At 49.9% G+C, this 13688-nt stretch carries 14 protein-coding genes; 6 read left to right on the forward strand and 8 right to left on the reverse strand.

What is annotated here, in order from left to right; genetic code table 11:
* Nucleotides 1–46: 46 nt before the first annotated feature.
* Complete coding sequence (locus tag FS806_RS01085; protein WP_144932308.1) at nt 47–406, reverse strand: HesB/IscA family protein; 360 nt, start codon at nt 404–406, stop codon at nt 47–49.
* A 245-nt stretch (nt 407–651) separates the two neighbouring features.
* A complete protein-coding gene (locus FS806_RS01090) occupies nt 652–828 on the reverse strand; it encodes an aspartyl-phosphate phosphatase Spo0E family protein (RefSeq protein WP_225312741.1) in 177 nt (58 codons plus the stop codon).
* A gap of 284 nt (nt 829–1112) precedes the next feature.
* On the opposite strand from FS806_RS01090, the gene mqnE reads away from it, so the two are divergent.
* Nucleotides 1113–2180 (forward strand): aminofutalosine synthase MqnE, encoded by a 1068-nt coding sequence (gene mqnE, locus FS806_RS01095; RefSeq protein WP_144932537.1) that lies wholly within the window; start codon nt 1113–1115, stop codon nt 2178–2180.
* A gap of 212 nt (nt 2181–2392) precedes the next feature.
* The gene (locus FS806_RS01100) at nt 2393–3457 is read left to right on the forward strand and encodes an NAD(P)/FAD-dependent oxidoreductase (protein WP_144932310.1); all 1065 of its coding nucleotides are present in this window, start codon (nt 2393–2395) and stop codon (nt 3455–3457) included.
* Nucleotides 3458–3493: 36 nt separating this feature from the next.
* Here the strand turns inward: FS806_RS01100 and FS806_RS01105 are convergent, their stop codons facing one another.
* On the reverse strand, nt 3494–3751 hold the full coding sequence (locus FS806_RS01105; protein WP_144932312.1) for a YuzB family protein: 258 nt from the start codon (nt 3749–3751) through the stop codon (nt 3494–3496).
* A gap of 90 nt (nt 3752–3841) precedes the next feature.
* On the opposite strand from FS806_RS01105, the gene FS806_RS01110 reads away from it, so the two are divergent.
* On the forward strand, nt 3842–4087 hold the full coding sequence (locus FS806_RS01110; RefSeq protein WP_144932314.1) for a NifU family protein: 246 nt from the start codon (nt 3842–3844) through the stop codon (nt 4085–4087).
* 104 nt (nt 4088–4191) lie between these two features.
* Here FS806_RS01110 and FS806_RS01115 read toward each other — a convergent pair whose 3' ends face one another.
* The 4 genes from FS806_RS01115 to FS806_RS01130 form a co-directional block, all read right to left on the reverse strand.
* Nucleotides 4192–4989 (reverse strand): SDR family oxidoreductase, encoded by a 798-nt coding sequence (locus FS806_RS01115; protein ID WP_144932316.1) that lies wholly within the window; start codon nt 4987–4989, stop codon nt 4192–4194.
* Between the two features lie 110 nt (nt 4990–5099).
* The gene (locus tag FS806_RS01120; protein ID WP_144932318.1) at nt 5100–5870 is read right to left on the reverse strand and encodes a Cthe_2314 family HEPN domain-containing protein; all 771 of its coding nucleotides are present in this window, start codon (nt 5868–5870) and stop codon (nt 5100–5102) included.
* Between the two features lie 294 nt (nt 5871–6164).
* A complete protein-coding gene (locus tag FS806_RS01125) occupies nt 6165–7934 on the reverse strand; it encodes a UbiD family decarboxylase (RefSeq protein WP_144932320.1) in 1770 nt (589 codons plus the stop codon).
* Between the two features lie 58 nt (nt 7935–7992).
* On the reverse strand, nt 7993–8910 hold the full coding sequence (locus FS806_RS01130) for a COX15/CtaA family protein (protein WP_144932322.1): 918 nt from the start codon (nt 8908–8910) through the stop codon (nt 7993–7995).
* A 391-nt stretch (nt 8911–9301) separates the two neighbouring features.
* Here FS806_RS01130 and FS806_RS01135 point away from each other — a divergent pair, with 391 nt between their 5' ends.
* The 3 genes from FS806_RS01135 to FS806_RS01145 are packed head-to-tail and all read left to right on the forward strand — an operon-like array spanning nt 9302 to nt 12850.
* On the forward strand, nt 9302–10261 hold the full coding sequence (locus tag FS806_RS01135; protein ID WP_144932324.1) for an ABC transporter permease: 960 nt from the start codon (nt 9302–9304) through the stop codon (nt 10259–10261).
* A gap of 15 nt (nt 10262–10276) precedes the next feature.
* Nucleotides 10277–11161, forward strand: coding sequence for a carbohydrate ABC transporter permease (locus FS806_RS01140; RefSeq protein ID WP_144932326.1), 885 nt, complete (start codon nt 10277–10279; stop codon nt 11159–11161).
* 57 nt (nt 11162–11218) lie between these two features.
* On the forward strand, nt 11219–12850 hold the full coding sequence (locus tag FS806_RS01145) for an extracellular solute-binding protein (protein ID WP_144932328.1): 1632 nt from the start codon (nt 11219–11221) through the stop codon (nt 12848–12850).
* Between the two features lie 304 nt (nt 12851–13154).
* Here FS806_RS01145 and FS806_RS01150 read toward each other — a convergent pair whose 3' ends face one another.
* Nucleotides 13155–13532, reverse strand: coding sequence for a thioredoxin family protein (locus FS806_RS01150; RefSeq protein ID WP_370451779.1), 378 nt, complete (start codon nt 13530–13532; stop codon nt 13155–13157).
* Nucleotides 13533–13688 lie beyond the last annotated feature (156 nt).

Genomic DNA, 13688 nt, shown 5'->3' on the forward strand with positions numbered 1-13688 from the left:
TGCCTATGCCGGCAAGCTGTTGGAACCACAGTCGGCGGTTCCGAAATCAGTCGTCACACTTCTCTGCCTTGCCTTCCTCTTCCCTATGCTTGAAGGAAGAGCCGCAACCGCAAGTAGCTACGGCATTGGGATTATGAATGGTGAAACCGCCGCCCATGCCTACATCCTTGTAGTCGATCTCAACTCCGTACAAATACTTGTTGCTATCTTCATCGACGACAACCTTCAATCCATTCACGTCCATAACCTTGTCCGTCTCGCTCTGCTCGTCATCGAAACCCATGCTGTAGGAAAAACCGCTGCAGCCGCCTTCTTTGACACCGAGGCGCAAAAACATATTGGGAATTTCTTCCGCCGCGAGCAGTTCCTTAATTTTCTCCGCAGCCGAATCACTGATGCTAATCATATGAGTCCCTCCTCTATATGGAAAGAGTAGCGTTAGTTGCTAGAGGCTGTTCTAAAGGTCTGCTGCGTATTAGCATTCCACCCGCCGTTACGCTGGGCGGCAAACCTTCCGAACGTGCATTTGCTATAAATAAAGGTGAGAAAAATGTCGGATCTGTACCGTATTGTTTCCATCCCTTATAGATTAAGTATACCCATATTTTCGGTTAGTCTCAAGTGATAATCCTCCAGAATCGGATACCGGGCTCAGTTACTCTTCGTCTTTTCCAAATGATAGTAGCGAAGAAGAAGCCTGTCCAGATTCTCGCTGCTTTCCACTACACGGGGATGCAGCAAGCCCAGTTGGCTGCCCAATTGAACCATGTGCTGCCGCGCATCTTCGATCTCTTCGGAGATGTCCATTTCCAATAATAAACTCTTCACCTTTAATCACCTTTAAAAAATAATCACACAATTATTTAGTATACACAAATTTCAAATAATTGGAAGCATATTTTGGAGAAATTCGTATTTTTTTCATGATTGGATGCGTTTTATAAGTGTCGAAGTGTGTCTTGCCCCTATTATTAATGTAGGATTATAATGAAGATGGACTAAATTTATCATCCATACGATCGAAACTCTAGATAAAATCGGGTTTATTGACGGGTCGATAATGGTAAGGAGTGAAATCGGTGAATATCGTTACACCCACCCACGATACGAGGATGGAGGAAATCAAGGAGAAAGTTTTAGCCGGAGAACGTTTAACTAAAGAGGACGGTCTTTTTCTTTATCAATCGGACGATCTTCTGACGATCGGGCAATTGGCTAATTTCGCCAACCTCCGCAAGAACGGCAAGAAGGTCTATTTTATTCAAAATATGAGCCTGTATTTTACGAATGTGTGCGAAGCGCACTGTGCGTTCTGCCATTTCCGCCGCGACGAAGGGGAAGAAGGAGCGTATACGCTGACCGGGGAGCAGATGTTTGACTATATCGACAAGCATATCCATCCGGAAATGCGCGAATTTCATATTACCGGCGGGCATAATCCCCATGTGCCGTTCGAGTACTATGTCGACTGCATCCGTTCCTTGAAGCAAAAGTACCCTTCCGTCACGCTCAAAGCCCATACAGCGGCGGAGATCGAATTTTTCTCCCGTTTGAGCGGGCTTACCTACGAAGAAGTATTGCGGACACTGATGGAAGCCGGACTGGATACCTTAACGGGCGGCGGTGCCGAAATTCTGTCCGAGAGATACCGCAAGAAGATGGGAGTAGGCAAGGCAACGACGGATCAATGGCTGGAAGTCCAACGGGCAGCGCATCGGCTCGGAATGAAGACTCATGCGACAATGCTTTACGGTTCCATCGAGACCCTGGAGGAAAGAATCCAGCACATGATTTATTTACGCGAGCTGCAGGATGAAACGTCCGGATTCCTTGTCTTTATTCCAAATGCGGTGCAGCCGGCCAGCGTTAAAGCGGGGATCAAACGGAGAGTCTCCGCCTTCGACGATATGAGAACCATCGCCGTCAGCCGTCTGATGGTGGACAACATACCGCATGTCAAAGCCTATTTTATTAATCTGGGAACCCAGCTGACTCAGATGGCGTTAACATTCGGGGCATCCGATGTTCACGGAACGATTATTCAGGAAAGGATCAGCCATGCGGCCGGAGCTCTTTCGCCGGAAGGGCTGACCAAAGATGAGCTGGTCTGGCTTATCAAGGGAGCCGGAAGGATTCCGGTCGAGAGGGATACTTTCTATAACGAAATTAAAGTATTTTAAGACTGATGTTCAAATGTCCTCAGCATTCCGGTCCTCATAACGCTTTTGTTATAGGTTTCCCGACCGGGGCGGTGCAAGGAATGAATCTACCTATGGAATGATATCGGCCGCTTCGTTGAACAATAAGAGAATAAACCGACTATCTATTTATCCATACGGTTAGAAATAATGGCGGTACCATTACTATTACTGAAGAGAGAAAGGTTCTGTTCATGAGAAAACATGTTGTAATCCTTGGCGGAGGCTACGGGGGCTTGACAGTGGCCCATCAATTGCTTGAGAAAGACTTGCCGGACTACGATCTTACACTCGTGGACCGGATGCCTTATCAGGGGCTAAAAACAGAGTATTATGCTTTAGCGGCGGGAACCGTTCCCGACATCGACATTCGGGTGGAATTTCCGCCCGATCCCAGATTGAACAAAGTGTACGGAGTAGTGGAATCGGTAGACCTGAACCATAAGCATATCTTCTTTATGGACCGGGATCCTCTGGAATATGACGTGCTGGTTATCGCCTTGGGATGTGTAGACAAGTACCATGATATTCCGGGTGCGGAGCGGTATTCCAACAGCATTCAGTCCTTGTCTTCCACCAGAATAACTTACCAAAGAGTCAACGATGTGAAGCCTTATGGTCAAGTATCTATTGTCGGGGGCGGATTGAGCGGCGTAGAAATGGCCTCCGAGCTGAGAGAGAGCCGACCGGACCTGAACATCCGGATTCTGGACCGGGGGACAAGTATTCTGTCCGCCTTCCCGGTAAAGCTGCAGACCTTCGTCCGCACCTGGTTCGAGAAGCATGATATCGAGATGGTTCACCAGGTGGCCGTTACCCGTTTGGAGGATGGAGTCATCTATAATCAGGGAGAACTTATTTATACAGATACAACGGTATGGACCGCAGGCATTCAACCGAGTCCGGTGGTCAGGCAGTTAAACGTCGGCAAGGATAAGCAAGGACGCGTTCTGCTGAACGAGTACCATCAGATCCCGCAATACCGGGATGTCTATGTCGTGGGAGACTGCGCCAGCCTGAGCTTCTCCCCCAGCGCGCAGGCCGCGGAAGCCCAAGGCAAGCAAGTGGCGGATGTGATCGCCGCCATCGCTAAAGGGGAGGACCCTCACTTGGGAATAATCAAGCTGAAGGGAGTCCTCGGCTCACTCGGCAAGAAGTCAGGCTTCGGCGTCATGGGTAAACGGACAGTGATGCTGGGCAAAGTTCCCCGGATTCTAAAAAGCGGGGTGCTTTGGTTATCGAAACACCACAAAGGGTAATCCGGGAATAGATGGAATGGATGAAGCCTCCGGCAATTACAAATCGTCGAGAAGCTTGTCCATTTCTTCCTGTTCTTTTATTTTATTCAGAATGAGATCATACAGCTCGTCCACCTCTTCGGCAAAGACCGGCTCGCCGTTAACCAGGGCATACGGGCTCAAGAAGCATTCGCCGCAATAACCGAGGCAGCCGTATTCGACCACATCGTAATCGGGATTACTCTCCAGCTTCTGCATCACTTCGTCCGTTCCGTGATGCATATTATTTGCGCAGAATTCTATGATCGGTCTCATGGGGAGCCCCCTTTTTTGAAAGATATGTGCTGACCATTTTATTTTACCCCACGTTGTATTATAATAGAATAAAGAAAGGAGATGACGCAAATGAGCGAAAATACTCAAAGCACTAAGTACGATGAAGTGCTCGAAGTTTTAGATAAGCTCCGCCCCTTCCTGCAGCGTGACGGAGGAGACGTCGAACTCGTCGATGTTGAGGATGGAATCGTTAAGCTGAAGCTGATGGGTGCTTGCGGAAGCTGCCCAAGCTCGACCATCACGCTGAAGGCCGGTATTGAACGCGCATTGATAGAGGAAGTTGAGGGGATAGAAGAGGTCGTTCAGGTATTCTAACCCCATAAGAAGAGGTTATCCAATACGTAACGAAGCAGAGCCCGTGAATGAACGGGCTCTGCTTTCGTTATATGCATGTAATGATGAAGGCACAGCCTTCACGACTATTGTCCTCGCGTCAGAGGTGCAGTGCCTTTAACCGCCCGGATAGGATCGAGGCCTCCGGAAATGTCCATGATATTGCCGGTAATAAAGTCAGAACGGGGATGACAGAGGAAAGCGATCGTCCGCGCGACATCCTCTCCCGTTCCTGGCCTTCCCCTAGGCGATTCATCATCCGTAATTTGCTCCACCTCGTGAATGTACTTCTCCTTGTATTCGCCGCGAATGTCCCCCGGACAGATCATATTGACCGTTATTCCGTTAGGAGCTTCTTCGACGGCCAACGTTTTGGTAAAGGACACCAGGCCTACTTTGGCCGCGGCATATACCGCCCGATGAGGCCATCCGGTCCCTTCAGATGCCCTCCCGAAGCCGAAATGGATAATTCGGCCCCACCCTTGCTTCCTCATCATGGGAAGTACCATATGGTCCAATTCCATAACACCTAACAGGTTGCCGCGCACCAAATAATCGATTTCTTCCGTATCATAGTCGGCAAAGAGTCTTCGTTCTCTGACAAAGGGGCCGGCATTGTTCACCAAAATATCGATTCCGCCCAGCTGCTCCTCTACTTCCCGGACCATTCTCCGTAAATCTTCCGTTCTGGAGACATCAGCCTGAACGGCCAGACTACGGACACCGAACGCTTCCAGCCTCTCGGCCAAGGCCAGAGCCTCCGTCCGGCTGTGAACGTAATTTATCGCGATATCGCAGCCTTGCTCAGCCAATGTAACCGCAGTCATCTTACCTAACCCTTTAGCGCTTCCGGTAATGAGGGCTACTTTTCGATCGTGCCGCATCGCAACCTCCTGTTCAAGACCAGTGCTTACAACGACCGGCCTCCATTCTTGATTGCCATCCAGTCTAAGTTTATCATAGTTCCTTTCCATTAAGCAGCCCCGGACCCAGATTATTGCTTATAAAGCTCCGCCCGTCTTCTCCGCACCCGTACGTTACTTTGGTTCTCCTGGCTTAACCCGTTAAAAGCCGTCGTCAACGTTCGGCAGACCATCTCGAACCCCTGGCCCAGCGTTCGCAATTTATCCTCTACATTTTCTATCGCGGTTTGGTTCGGAGGGAACAGCTCCATCTTAGCCTTGAGAAGATCGTCCAACAGCTCGGTATTCATGAAATGCGTCTCCATATTTCTTTCCTTGCGCAATATCGTCATCGATGGCTGGAAGCTTTCCTTGATCTGATACAGCTGCTGATCCATGGGCAGATCAGGCCTTCGTTCATGCATCCGGCGCAGGACGGTGAAATAGGAGAACTGCTGCTTCACTTTCTCGGTTTCAAGGCGTAATTGTTCATCGAGAAAGTAACCCAGCTTGTCCAGAATGGAGAAGATCCGCAGCAGGGCATTTTTGTAAAAATAAAGATGCCTGTGATAATTATCCAATTCCTCTTCATCCATCTCTTCTATATAGCGCTTGTTTACAAGCAAGCTGAATTGCTCTGCTGCATATTGACTCTGCTCCAGCTCGTCCAACGCCCGGATGAAGCCGCCCGCTTTAATGAATAGAGAGAGGGTGCTTCTATCTGTCTCTTGGGTCTGAAGTGCCGACCGCTCCTTCAGCACCCTCCCTTCCTGTATATGCAGATAATGGTTAAGAGCCTTCATCGCCTCTCCCATAATCCCTTCATCCCGCCTGCGCGGCTGGTTGAACAAATACCTTAGCATAAAGCGTCACTCCCGCCTGATCGCTCGTCGGAAGCCCGGGGATAGGCAGCTCTAGCCTGTTGGGACTTCCAACTAATCTTAACTGCATATTGTAAGAAGTGCCGGACACTTCGAGTCCATTTTTGTATTCCGCCGGGATTCCGGGGTTCCTGGGCAAATCCGGAATCCGCTCGCTGTTATCTGCCGATGGATCGTGTTAAACGGTCACTTTCCCTACCCCTGTTATTATGCAATCTGCTGCATCCACCAGAACTTACCGCTTACCGCAGACATCCACTCGCTTACTGCGAACGATCAGTTTCCGGGAAAGTATTCCTTCCAACGGGAATCCACCAGCTTCACAATATCGTCCCGGGGAATCAGCTCCTCCGGGTAGCCGGGCTTCATCCTGGCATCGATCACAATAGGAAATTGATAGCCGATGTGGTGATTGGCGGTCTGGGAACGGGCATAGATATCACTGGCCGGGCTGAAACGGGTAAATACCGTCCATAAGAACGCCGTCTGGTTCTCTACTATTCCGGCATCATCCGCTATAATAACAAGCGGCCATGCCGCCAAGCGGTCCCCGTTCGTTTCGACCAGTCTGGCGGCAAGCTCGGGATCTTCCTCGAACGATGCTCCCGAGAGGACGAGACAGCCTTTGCAATAGGCTCTCGCGTCGCGAATACCGGGAAGCTCTCCTCCCGAATACTGAACGGGCAGAGTGCGCACGGGCTCCCCTACTCCAACCAGCACCGCCTTGCTGCCTTCGTTAAGCTTATGCCCGGTATAGTCCAACGTATCGTTAGACGTATGGTTGAAAATAAATAAGTCGGTTCTTGGCCGAAATCTTTCCAGCACCGTCTCAAGCAGCAGCTTAAAGTTGGACAAATCTACAGGCTGATCCGTAACGATCAGAAACTTCGTCAGAATCAACTGGCCTTCGCCCAAGATCCGGAAAGCGGCGCTAAGCGCCTCCCGGCTATAGCTCTCGCGAACAACCGCTGCGGCCAGGGCGTGAAATCCGGTCTCCGCATACGTCCACAAATCCTTGACTGCCGGCATAACCATCGGAAAGGCCGGGGACAGCAGCCGCTGCAGGAAATCCCCCATATAATAATCCTCTTGGCGAGGCTTGCCGACAATGGTAGCCGGATAGATGGCGTCTTTACGGTGCCACATGTGGCTCACGTTGAACACCGGGAAATCGTGCTGCAATGAATAATAGCCGAAATGATCGCCGAAGGGGCCCTCCGGCCGCCGAATATGAGGCGGAACCTCACCGCAAATGGCAAACTCGGCATCTGCGACCAGACGATGTCCGCCGTTCGGATTGTCGACCATCTTCAGCTTCTTGCCGATAATCAGCGATGTCAGCAGCAATTCCGGCAGATGCTCCGGCAGCGGAGCGATGGCAGACGCGATAAGCGCCGGCGGACCTCCGAGGAAGACAGTAACCGGCAGTGCCCGGTTATTCTTCTCGGCTTCGTGATAATGGAACCCTCCGCCCTTCTGAATCTGCCAATGCATCCCGCTCGTGTTTCCGTCATACAGCTGCATCCGGTACATTCCCAGGTTATGATCGTTCTCTTGGCCGGGCTTCTCGGTATAGACAAGCGGCAGCGTAACGAACGGCCCCCCATCCCCCTGCCAGCTGGTCAGTGCCGGAAGCTTGTTCAGAGGCTGATCCCTGTCGCACACCTGAAGCACGGGCGCCTGATCCTTGGAAACGGTCCGTGTGCCTACTTTAAGTAAATCGAACAGCAGTTCCTTCTCGTCCCACAAAGCCTTGAACGAAGGAGGCAGTAAAGTATCCTTGGCTCCTATAATTTGCTTCATCAACTGCTCCGGCTTCGGTCCGAAGGCCAGATTCACCCTCCGAATGGTGCCGAACAAATTCGTCACAACCGGAAACGGACTTCCCTTAACGTTAGTAAATAACAAGGCCGGGCCCTCTTCCGAGATGACCCGGCGGTGTATTTCGGCCAGCTCCAAATTCGGGTCAACCGGAGCGGAAATCTCGACCAACTCGTTCTCCTGGCGCAGTACCTGCAAAAATTCCCGCAAATTTTCGAAAGCCATAGTGTTCCCCCTCACCTGATAAACGATTCATAAATGCGATAGTCTTCCGGGATCCGGATTAACGGTTGTACTGAAACACCCGGACGCTTAAATGAACAAGAATGCTGAACAGGCCTGCGATAAGCAAAGTATGGATAAGCCCGGAGAGCAGATGCCAATCCGATGTAATTGTAAAAGTAACGTAGGCGCCGCTCAGAATTTGCAGAATGATCAAGCCGAATGCCCAATACCCTGCTTTCACCAGCTCCTGCGGGTATTTCCGTTCCCTGCGCAGCATATACAGCATAACGGCAATGGCGACGAACAGCAGCAAAGCCGCCACCCGGTGCAAGAAGACAATACCGGTCGCCCCGGATAATTCAGGGATGACTTGTCCGTTGCACAACGGCCATCCGGAGCAGCCTCCCCATGATTTCGTATGGCGGACGAAAGCTCCCAAATAAACAACGATATAAGAATATATCGTCGTGATCCATATCATGTAGCGCAAGCCGGCCGACGGGAGAACTGTAGTGTTGCCTCCCCGGGGTCCCCGTTCAGGAATCGATTCCGAATAAAGCAGAATGATGGCCAGAAGCAGTGAACAGGCGAAGGCCAGCATGGAAATACCGAAATGAAGCGCCATAACGAGCGAAGACTGCTCCCATTTAACAGCCATGGCCCCCAGAATGGCTTGTACAACGGTGAAAGCAAGAGCCAGGCCGGCATACCAGCGGGCGTCCTTGCGCTTGACCAGCCTCACCACTCCAATGAACGCGACCAGTACGAGAATACCTTCTACACCGCTCACAAACCGGTGGCTGTATTCAATCATCGATTCAATCGTGTAGCTGGGGATGAACTTGCCGTTGCATAACGGCCAATCGTCTCCGCAACCCCTTCCCGAATCGGTCTTGGTTACGACAGCACCCATCAACAGAACGATAAACATTCCGATGGCGGAAGCTACGGCTATTTTATTTAACCACTTATTCATATTGACATGCCACCCGCTTTTTAGTCTCACATGGTGATAGCTGTTACATCATACCAAGTCCAATTATATCGATAATTCCCCTGTAATTCCATTCACAATTGTGACAAACCAATGAATCGCTCCCTCCAATAAAGCTTTGTAAAAACAGCCCGCCTCTTTCGAGAAATTTACCAAACCTTCACATCGATCTAATTCTGCCCTAACAATTGGCCTATAAACTAAGTAATGCTCATGTATCCGCAAATTAAAGAAGAAATACCGGATGGAGACAACGAGAAAAGCTAAAAGAAGCGATAAGGAAGCGTATAAATCCGCTTCCCGACGAAACATTATTTTCTCAACCGTCTCTGTTCCGGTCGGAGAAATGAGCGAGAGGGGGTGAATACCACATATGGAAACTGCAGCTTCGACCGAATTGACGGCGGTCCATAAGAGAAAGAAGCGGCGATCATTTCTGCTGAAATCGTTTCGCCAATATTGGGACCTCTATTTGCTGATCACTCCGGTCCTCATTTATTTCATTATTTTTCACTACCTTCCTATTTACGGGGTGCAGATCGCTTTCAAGGATTTTATCGCCACCAAAGGGATATGGGGCAGCCCATGGGTCGGATTTAAGCATTTCGAACGGTTTTTCGACAGCTATTTCTTCTGGAGACTGATCAAAAATACGCTCGGCATCAGCTTGTACGAGCTGCTGGTCGGCTTTCCGGTTCCGATTCTGCTGGCTTTAATGATCAACGAGGTGCGGTTCAAATTTTATAAACGTTTTGTACAAACCGTCACTTATGCTCCGCATTTTCTGTCCACCGTCGTTCTGGTCGGAATCGTCGTCATGTTCCTGTCCCCGCAGAATGGCGTGATCAATCAGATAATCAAGCTGTTCGGCGGCGAGCCGATCGCATTCATGACCGATCCGGCCTGGTTCAAGACGGTTTACGTCCTGTCGGGAGTATGGCAGCAGATGGGCTGGAGCTCGATCATTTATCTCTCCGCTCTGGCCGGCATCGATCCTCAGCTTCATGAGGCAGCACGGGTCGACGGAGCCTCCAGGCTGCGGAGAATATGGCATATCAACCTTCCCGGCATTATGCCCACCATCGTTATCCTGCTTATCTTGAATGTAGGTTCCATTATGGGAGTCGGCTTCGAGAAGGTGTTTCTGATGCAAAACTCGCTGAACAACGAAAGCTCGGACGTCATCTCCACCTATGTGTACCGGAGCGGAATTCTCGGTTCACAATACAGCCTTTCCGCTGCGGTCGGGTTATTCAATTCGATAGTGAATTTCATTCTGTTGGTGCTCGTTAACCGCGCAGCCAAAATGATGAAGCAAACGAGCTTATGGTAGAAAGGGGGATTGTCCATGACAGCGCAAAGCACCGGCGACAGGATCGTCGGAATTATAATCAATCTATTGCTGGCGGTCGTCTCCGTTATCGTCCTTTACCCGCTGGTCTTTGTCCTGAGCGCTTCGGTCAGCAATCCCGAGGATGTCCTGAACGGGGAGATCTGGTTATTTCCCAGCTCGCTTTCGTTTACAGGGTATGAAAAAATATTTCAGAATCAGGAGATTCTGACCGGTTATCTGAACACGATTATGTATACGTTGGTCGGCACGGCGATTAATCTGGCGATGACGGTCATGGCCGCTTACCCGCTGTCGAGGCCGAATTTTGCCGGCAAGAATTTGATCACGGGGATTATGGTCTTCACCCTGTTCTTCAGCGGCGGACTGATTCCGACCTACCTCATTGTGAAGGAAATGGGAATGCTCAATTCGTTCTGGGCGCTCGTAATCCCGAATGCCGTATCGGTGTGGAACATCGTTATTATGCGGACTTTCTTCCAGTCAAGCATTCCCGGGGAGATTCAGGAGTCGGCCTCTATCGACGGATGCTCCAATCTGCAAATTTTATGGAAGATCGTTCTGCCTTTGTCGATGCCGATCATCGCGGTCATGATCCTGTTTTACAGTGTCGGCCATTGGAATGCTTATTTCAACGCGCTCATTTATTTGACCGACAGAGCGAAATACCCGCTGCAGCTATTCCTTAGGGAAATTCTCATCCAAGGCCAGATGGAGCAAATGATCAATGTCGGCGACGAATCTCACGCCAGAACCTTGATGGAGGCGGAGGCGATCAAATATGCGGTAGTCGTCATCGCCAATTTGCCGGTCCTTCTATTGTATCCGTTCCTGCAAAAGTATTTTGTCAAGGGCGTTATGATCGGAGCCCTCAAGGGCTAAACTGTACGTTTTCCATATAAAACATAAATATTAAACAAAGGATAGGAGAATCGAAAAATGCAAAGAAAGAAATGGATCACCATCATGCTGTCCTCCGTTATGACCGCGGGTCTTCTGCAGGGGTGCGGCGGACAAGAAGCAGCAGGAGGCACAACGACCGGCGGGGAGTCTGAAGCCAAGACAACGGACAACTTCAATCCGACAGGCATGCCGATCGTCAAAGAGCCGATTGAGCTTACTTTCTTTACGGGCAAGGCGGCGACCAACACGAATAACTTCGAAGAAACGTTGGTATGGAAAGAATATGCCAAGATGTCGAACATCAAAGTCAACTTTCAATTGGTTCCCTTCGAAAGCTTGACGGAGAAGCGGAATCTCGCCTTGGCCAACGGGGATTATCCGGATGGATTCTATACGGCCCGGATGCCTGCATCCGATCTGGCGAAATACGGTGAGCAGGGCGTTTTTCTCAAATTGAATGATTTGATCGATCAGCACGCGCCTAACTTGAAAGCATTGTTGGACAAGTATCCCGATTTGAGAAAAGCGTTGACAATGCCCGACGGAAATATATACTCGTTTCCTTCTTTCTACAGCCCCGAGTTCCTGCCCATGCTTATCGGCACCCCTCTCTGGATCAAGCAGGACTGGCTGGACAAGCTGAACCTTTCGGAGCCGAAGACGACGGAGGAGTTCTACCAATACTTAAAAGCGGTAAAAGAAACCGACTTGAACGGAAACGGCCAAATGGATGAAATCCCCTATAGCGGAACGGGAATCGAGCCTCTGATCGATCAGTTGAAAGGAGCTTGGGGAGTGGGCACAAGAGGCCTGGGGCATAAGTTCGTCGATGTGGATCCGGAGACGAACAAGCTGCGCTTCTTCCGTCTGGACCCGAAGTACAAGGAAGTGCTTGAATATGTCCATAAATTGTATGCGGAAGGTCTGATCGACAAAGACATATTTACGCAAAAATCGAGCGAGCTGTACGCCAAGGGCGGCAAGGATATTCTCGGAGCGACGATCAATCCGAATCCGAAAACGCAGTTTAACGGGGAAAATTACTTCGGGCTGGGCGCTTTGGAAGGTCCGCACGGAGATAAGCTGTATACCCATATCAAAGTTCCTATGGTTTGGCCGGGAGCCTTCGTCATAACGAACAATAACAAGCATCCGGAAGCGACGGTTCGCTGGATCGATTATTTCTTCGGAGATGAGGGCGCCACATTCTACTTCATGGGGAAAGAAGGCGTCTCCTATACGCAAACGCCGGACGGCAAGCTGGAGTTCGTCGATGAAATCAAGAACAACCCGGAAGGATTGACTCTGGATCAAGCTCTGACGAAATATGTAACCTGGATGGGCGGCAGCTACCCGGGATACGTTCAGGAGAAATATTTCAAAGGCTCGGAAACGCTGCCGGAATCGATAGCCGTCGGCCAGAAAGCCGAACCCGACCGGATTAAGGACCTCTGGTACAGCTTCAATTTCCTCCAGGATGAAACGGAGTTTATGCAATCCACCGGAAGCGATATTCATACGCTGATCAAGGAAATGGAGGCCAAGTTCATTACCGGAGCCGTTCCGTTCAGCGAATGGGACAGCTATGTCAAAAAAGTCGAGAATATGGGTGTGGACAAGTATTTGAAAGTGTACGAAGCCGCCTATGAGCGTTACAAAAACAGTTAATGGACGATGAGGCGCGGATAAGGTGCTATCGGGCATTAAGCAGCCGGGCGCCGATAAGATAAAGCCTATAATTGTAAAAAAAGCTCCTAACGTAGCCATCTCGAAGATGAATAACCCGGTATTAGAGGAAGCTTTTTATGCCAATAGAAATCTATATTTTCATCGTATTAACGCTGTAAAGAATTTAAAGATTCCTATGTGGTAAAAAAGGTCGGGAAGAGAACTCTCTTACCCGGCCTTTCTTATCTTGTGGTGCTGCTAGCTGTTCCTATTGGCAATGTCCAAGATCGGACGCTGCACGAAATCAAGACGGAAGCGCGTTGGCCACCTCTACGGAACGGTCCAGAAATTGCTCGATTTCTTCCCTTGTCTTGCGGAGTTTGCTTACAAAACGGGTCACTTCCCGTCCCTGACGGAAAACGATGAAGCTGGGAATACCAAGAATATTATATTTCTCGCATAGATCGGGCAACTCGTCCCGGTCAATCTCCACGAAGGTCAGCTTATCTGCATAAGCCTGTTCTACATCCGGCATGAACGGATCGATAAAATGACAGTCCTTGCACCATGCGGCCTTAAATACGGCAACCGTCGGTTTATTCTGCCCAACCTGCTCTTGAAACTCCTGCTCGGAATGAATTCGGTTCAACGCCGTTCCCTCCTTAGTATTGTCCTCGCTCATATACGCCACTGAATCTATTCCCACCCTATGGCTTAAAGCATCAGCAGTGAGCTACGGACCATTTTCCTTGTTATAGCACTTCTCCGTTCCGTATGTCAAATGGTTCACAGCATGCTTATCACAGGACAACAATCGTTACGATCCGGGAAGCCTATG

This window comes from Paenibacillus sp. 32O-W, from assembly GCF_007679495.1.
Classification (GTDB): Bacteria; Bacillota; Bacilli; order Paenibacillales; family NBRC-103111; genus Paenibacillus_L; species Paenibacillus_L residui.

Bases quoted from the DNA above. Each gene is read 5' to 3' on its own strand.
- FS806_RS01125 (WP_144932320.1), bottom strand. From the start codon at position 7,934: ATGGCTTTCGAAAATTTGCGGGAATTTTTGCAGGTACTGCGCCAGGAG.
- FS806_RS01150 (WP_370451779.1), bottom strand. From the start codon at position 13,532: ATGAGCGAGGACAATACTAAGGAGGGAACGGCGTTGAACCGAATTCAT.
- FS806_RS01145 (WP_144932328.1), top strand. From the start codon at position 11,219: ATGCAAAGAAAGAAATGGATCACCATCATGCTGTCCTCCGTTATGACC.
- FS806_RS01135 (WP_144932324.1), top strand. From the start codon at position 9,302: ATGGAAACTGCAGCTTCGACCGAATTGACGGCGGTCCATAAGAGAAAG.
- FS806_RS01140 (WP_144932326.1), top strand. From the start codon at position 10,277: ATGACAGCGCAAAGCACCGGCGACAGGATCGTCGGAATTATAATCAAT.
- FS806_RS01115 (WP_144932316.1), bottom strand. From the start codon at position 4,989: ATGCGGCACGATCGAAAAGTAGCCCTCATTACCGGAAGCGCTAAAGGG.
- FS806_RS01085 (WP_144932308.1), bottom strand. From the start codon at position 406: ATGATTAGCATCAGTGATTCGGCTGCGGAGAAAATTAAGGAACTGCTC.
- FS806_RS01100 (WP_144932310.1), top strand. From the start codon at position 2,393: ATGAGAAAACATGTTGTAATCCTTGGCGGAGGCTACGGGGGCTTGACA.
- FS806_RS01105 (WP_144932312.1), bottom strand. From the start codon at position 3,751: ATGAGACCGATCATAGAATTCTGCGCAAATAATATGCATCACGGAACG.
- mqnE (WP_144932537.1), top strand. From the start codon at position 1,113: ATGGAGGAAATCAAGGAGAAAGTTTTAGCCGGAGAACGTTTAACTAAA.
- FS806_RS01130 (WP_144932322.1), bottom strand. From the start codon at position 8,910: ATGAATAAGTGGTTAAATAAAATAGCCGTAGCTTCCGCCATCGGAATG.
- FS806_RS01110 (WP_144932314.1), top strand. From the start codon at position 3,842: ATGAGCGAAAATACTCAAAGCACTAAGTACGATGAAGTGCTCGAAGTT.
- FS806_RS01120 (WP_144932318.1), bottom strand. From the start codon at position 5,870: ATGCTAAGGTATTTGTTCAACCAGCCGCGCAGGCGGGATGAAGGGATT.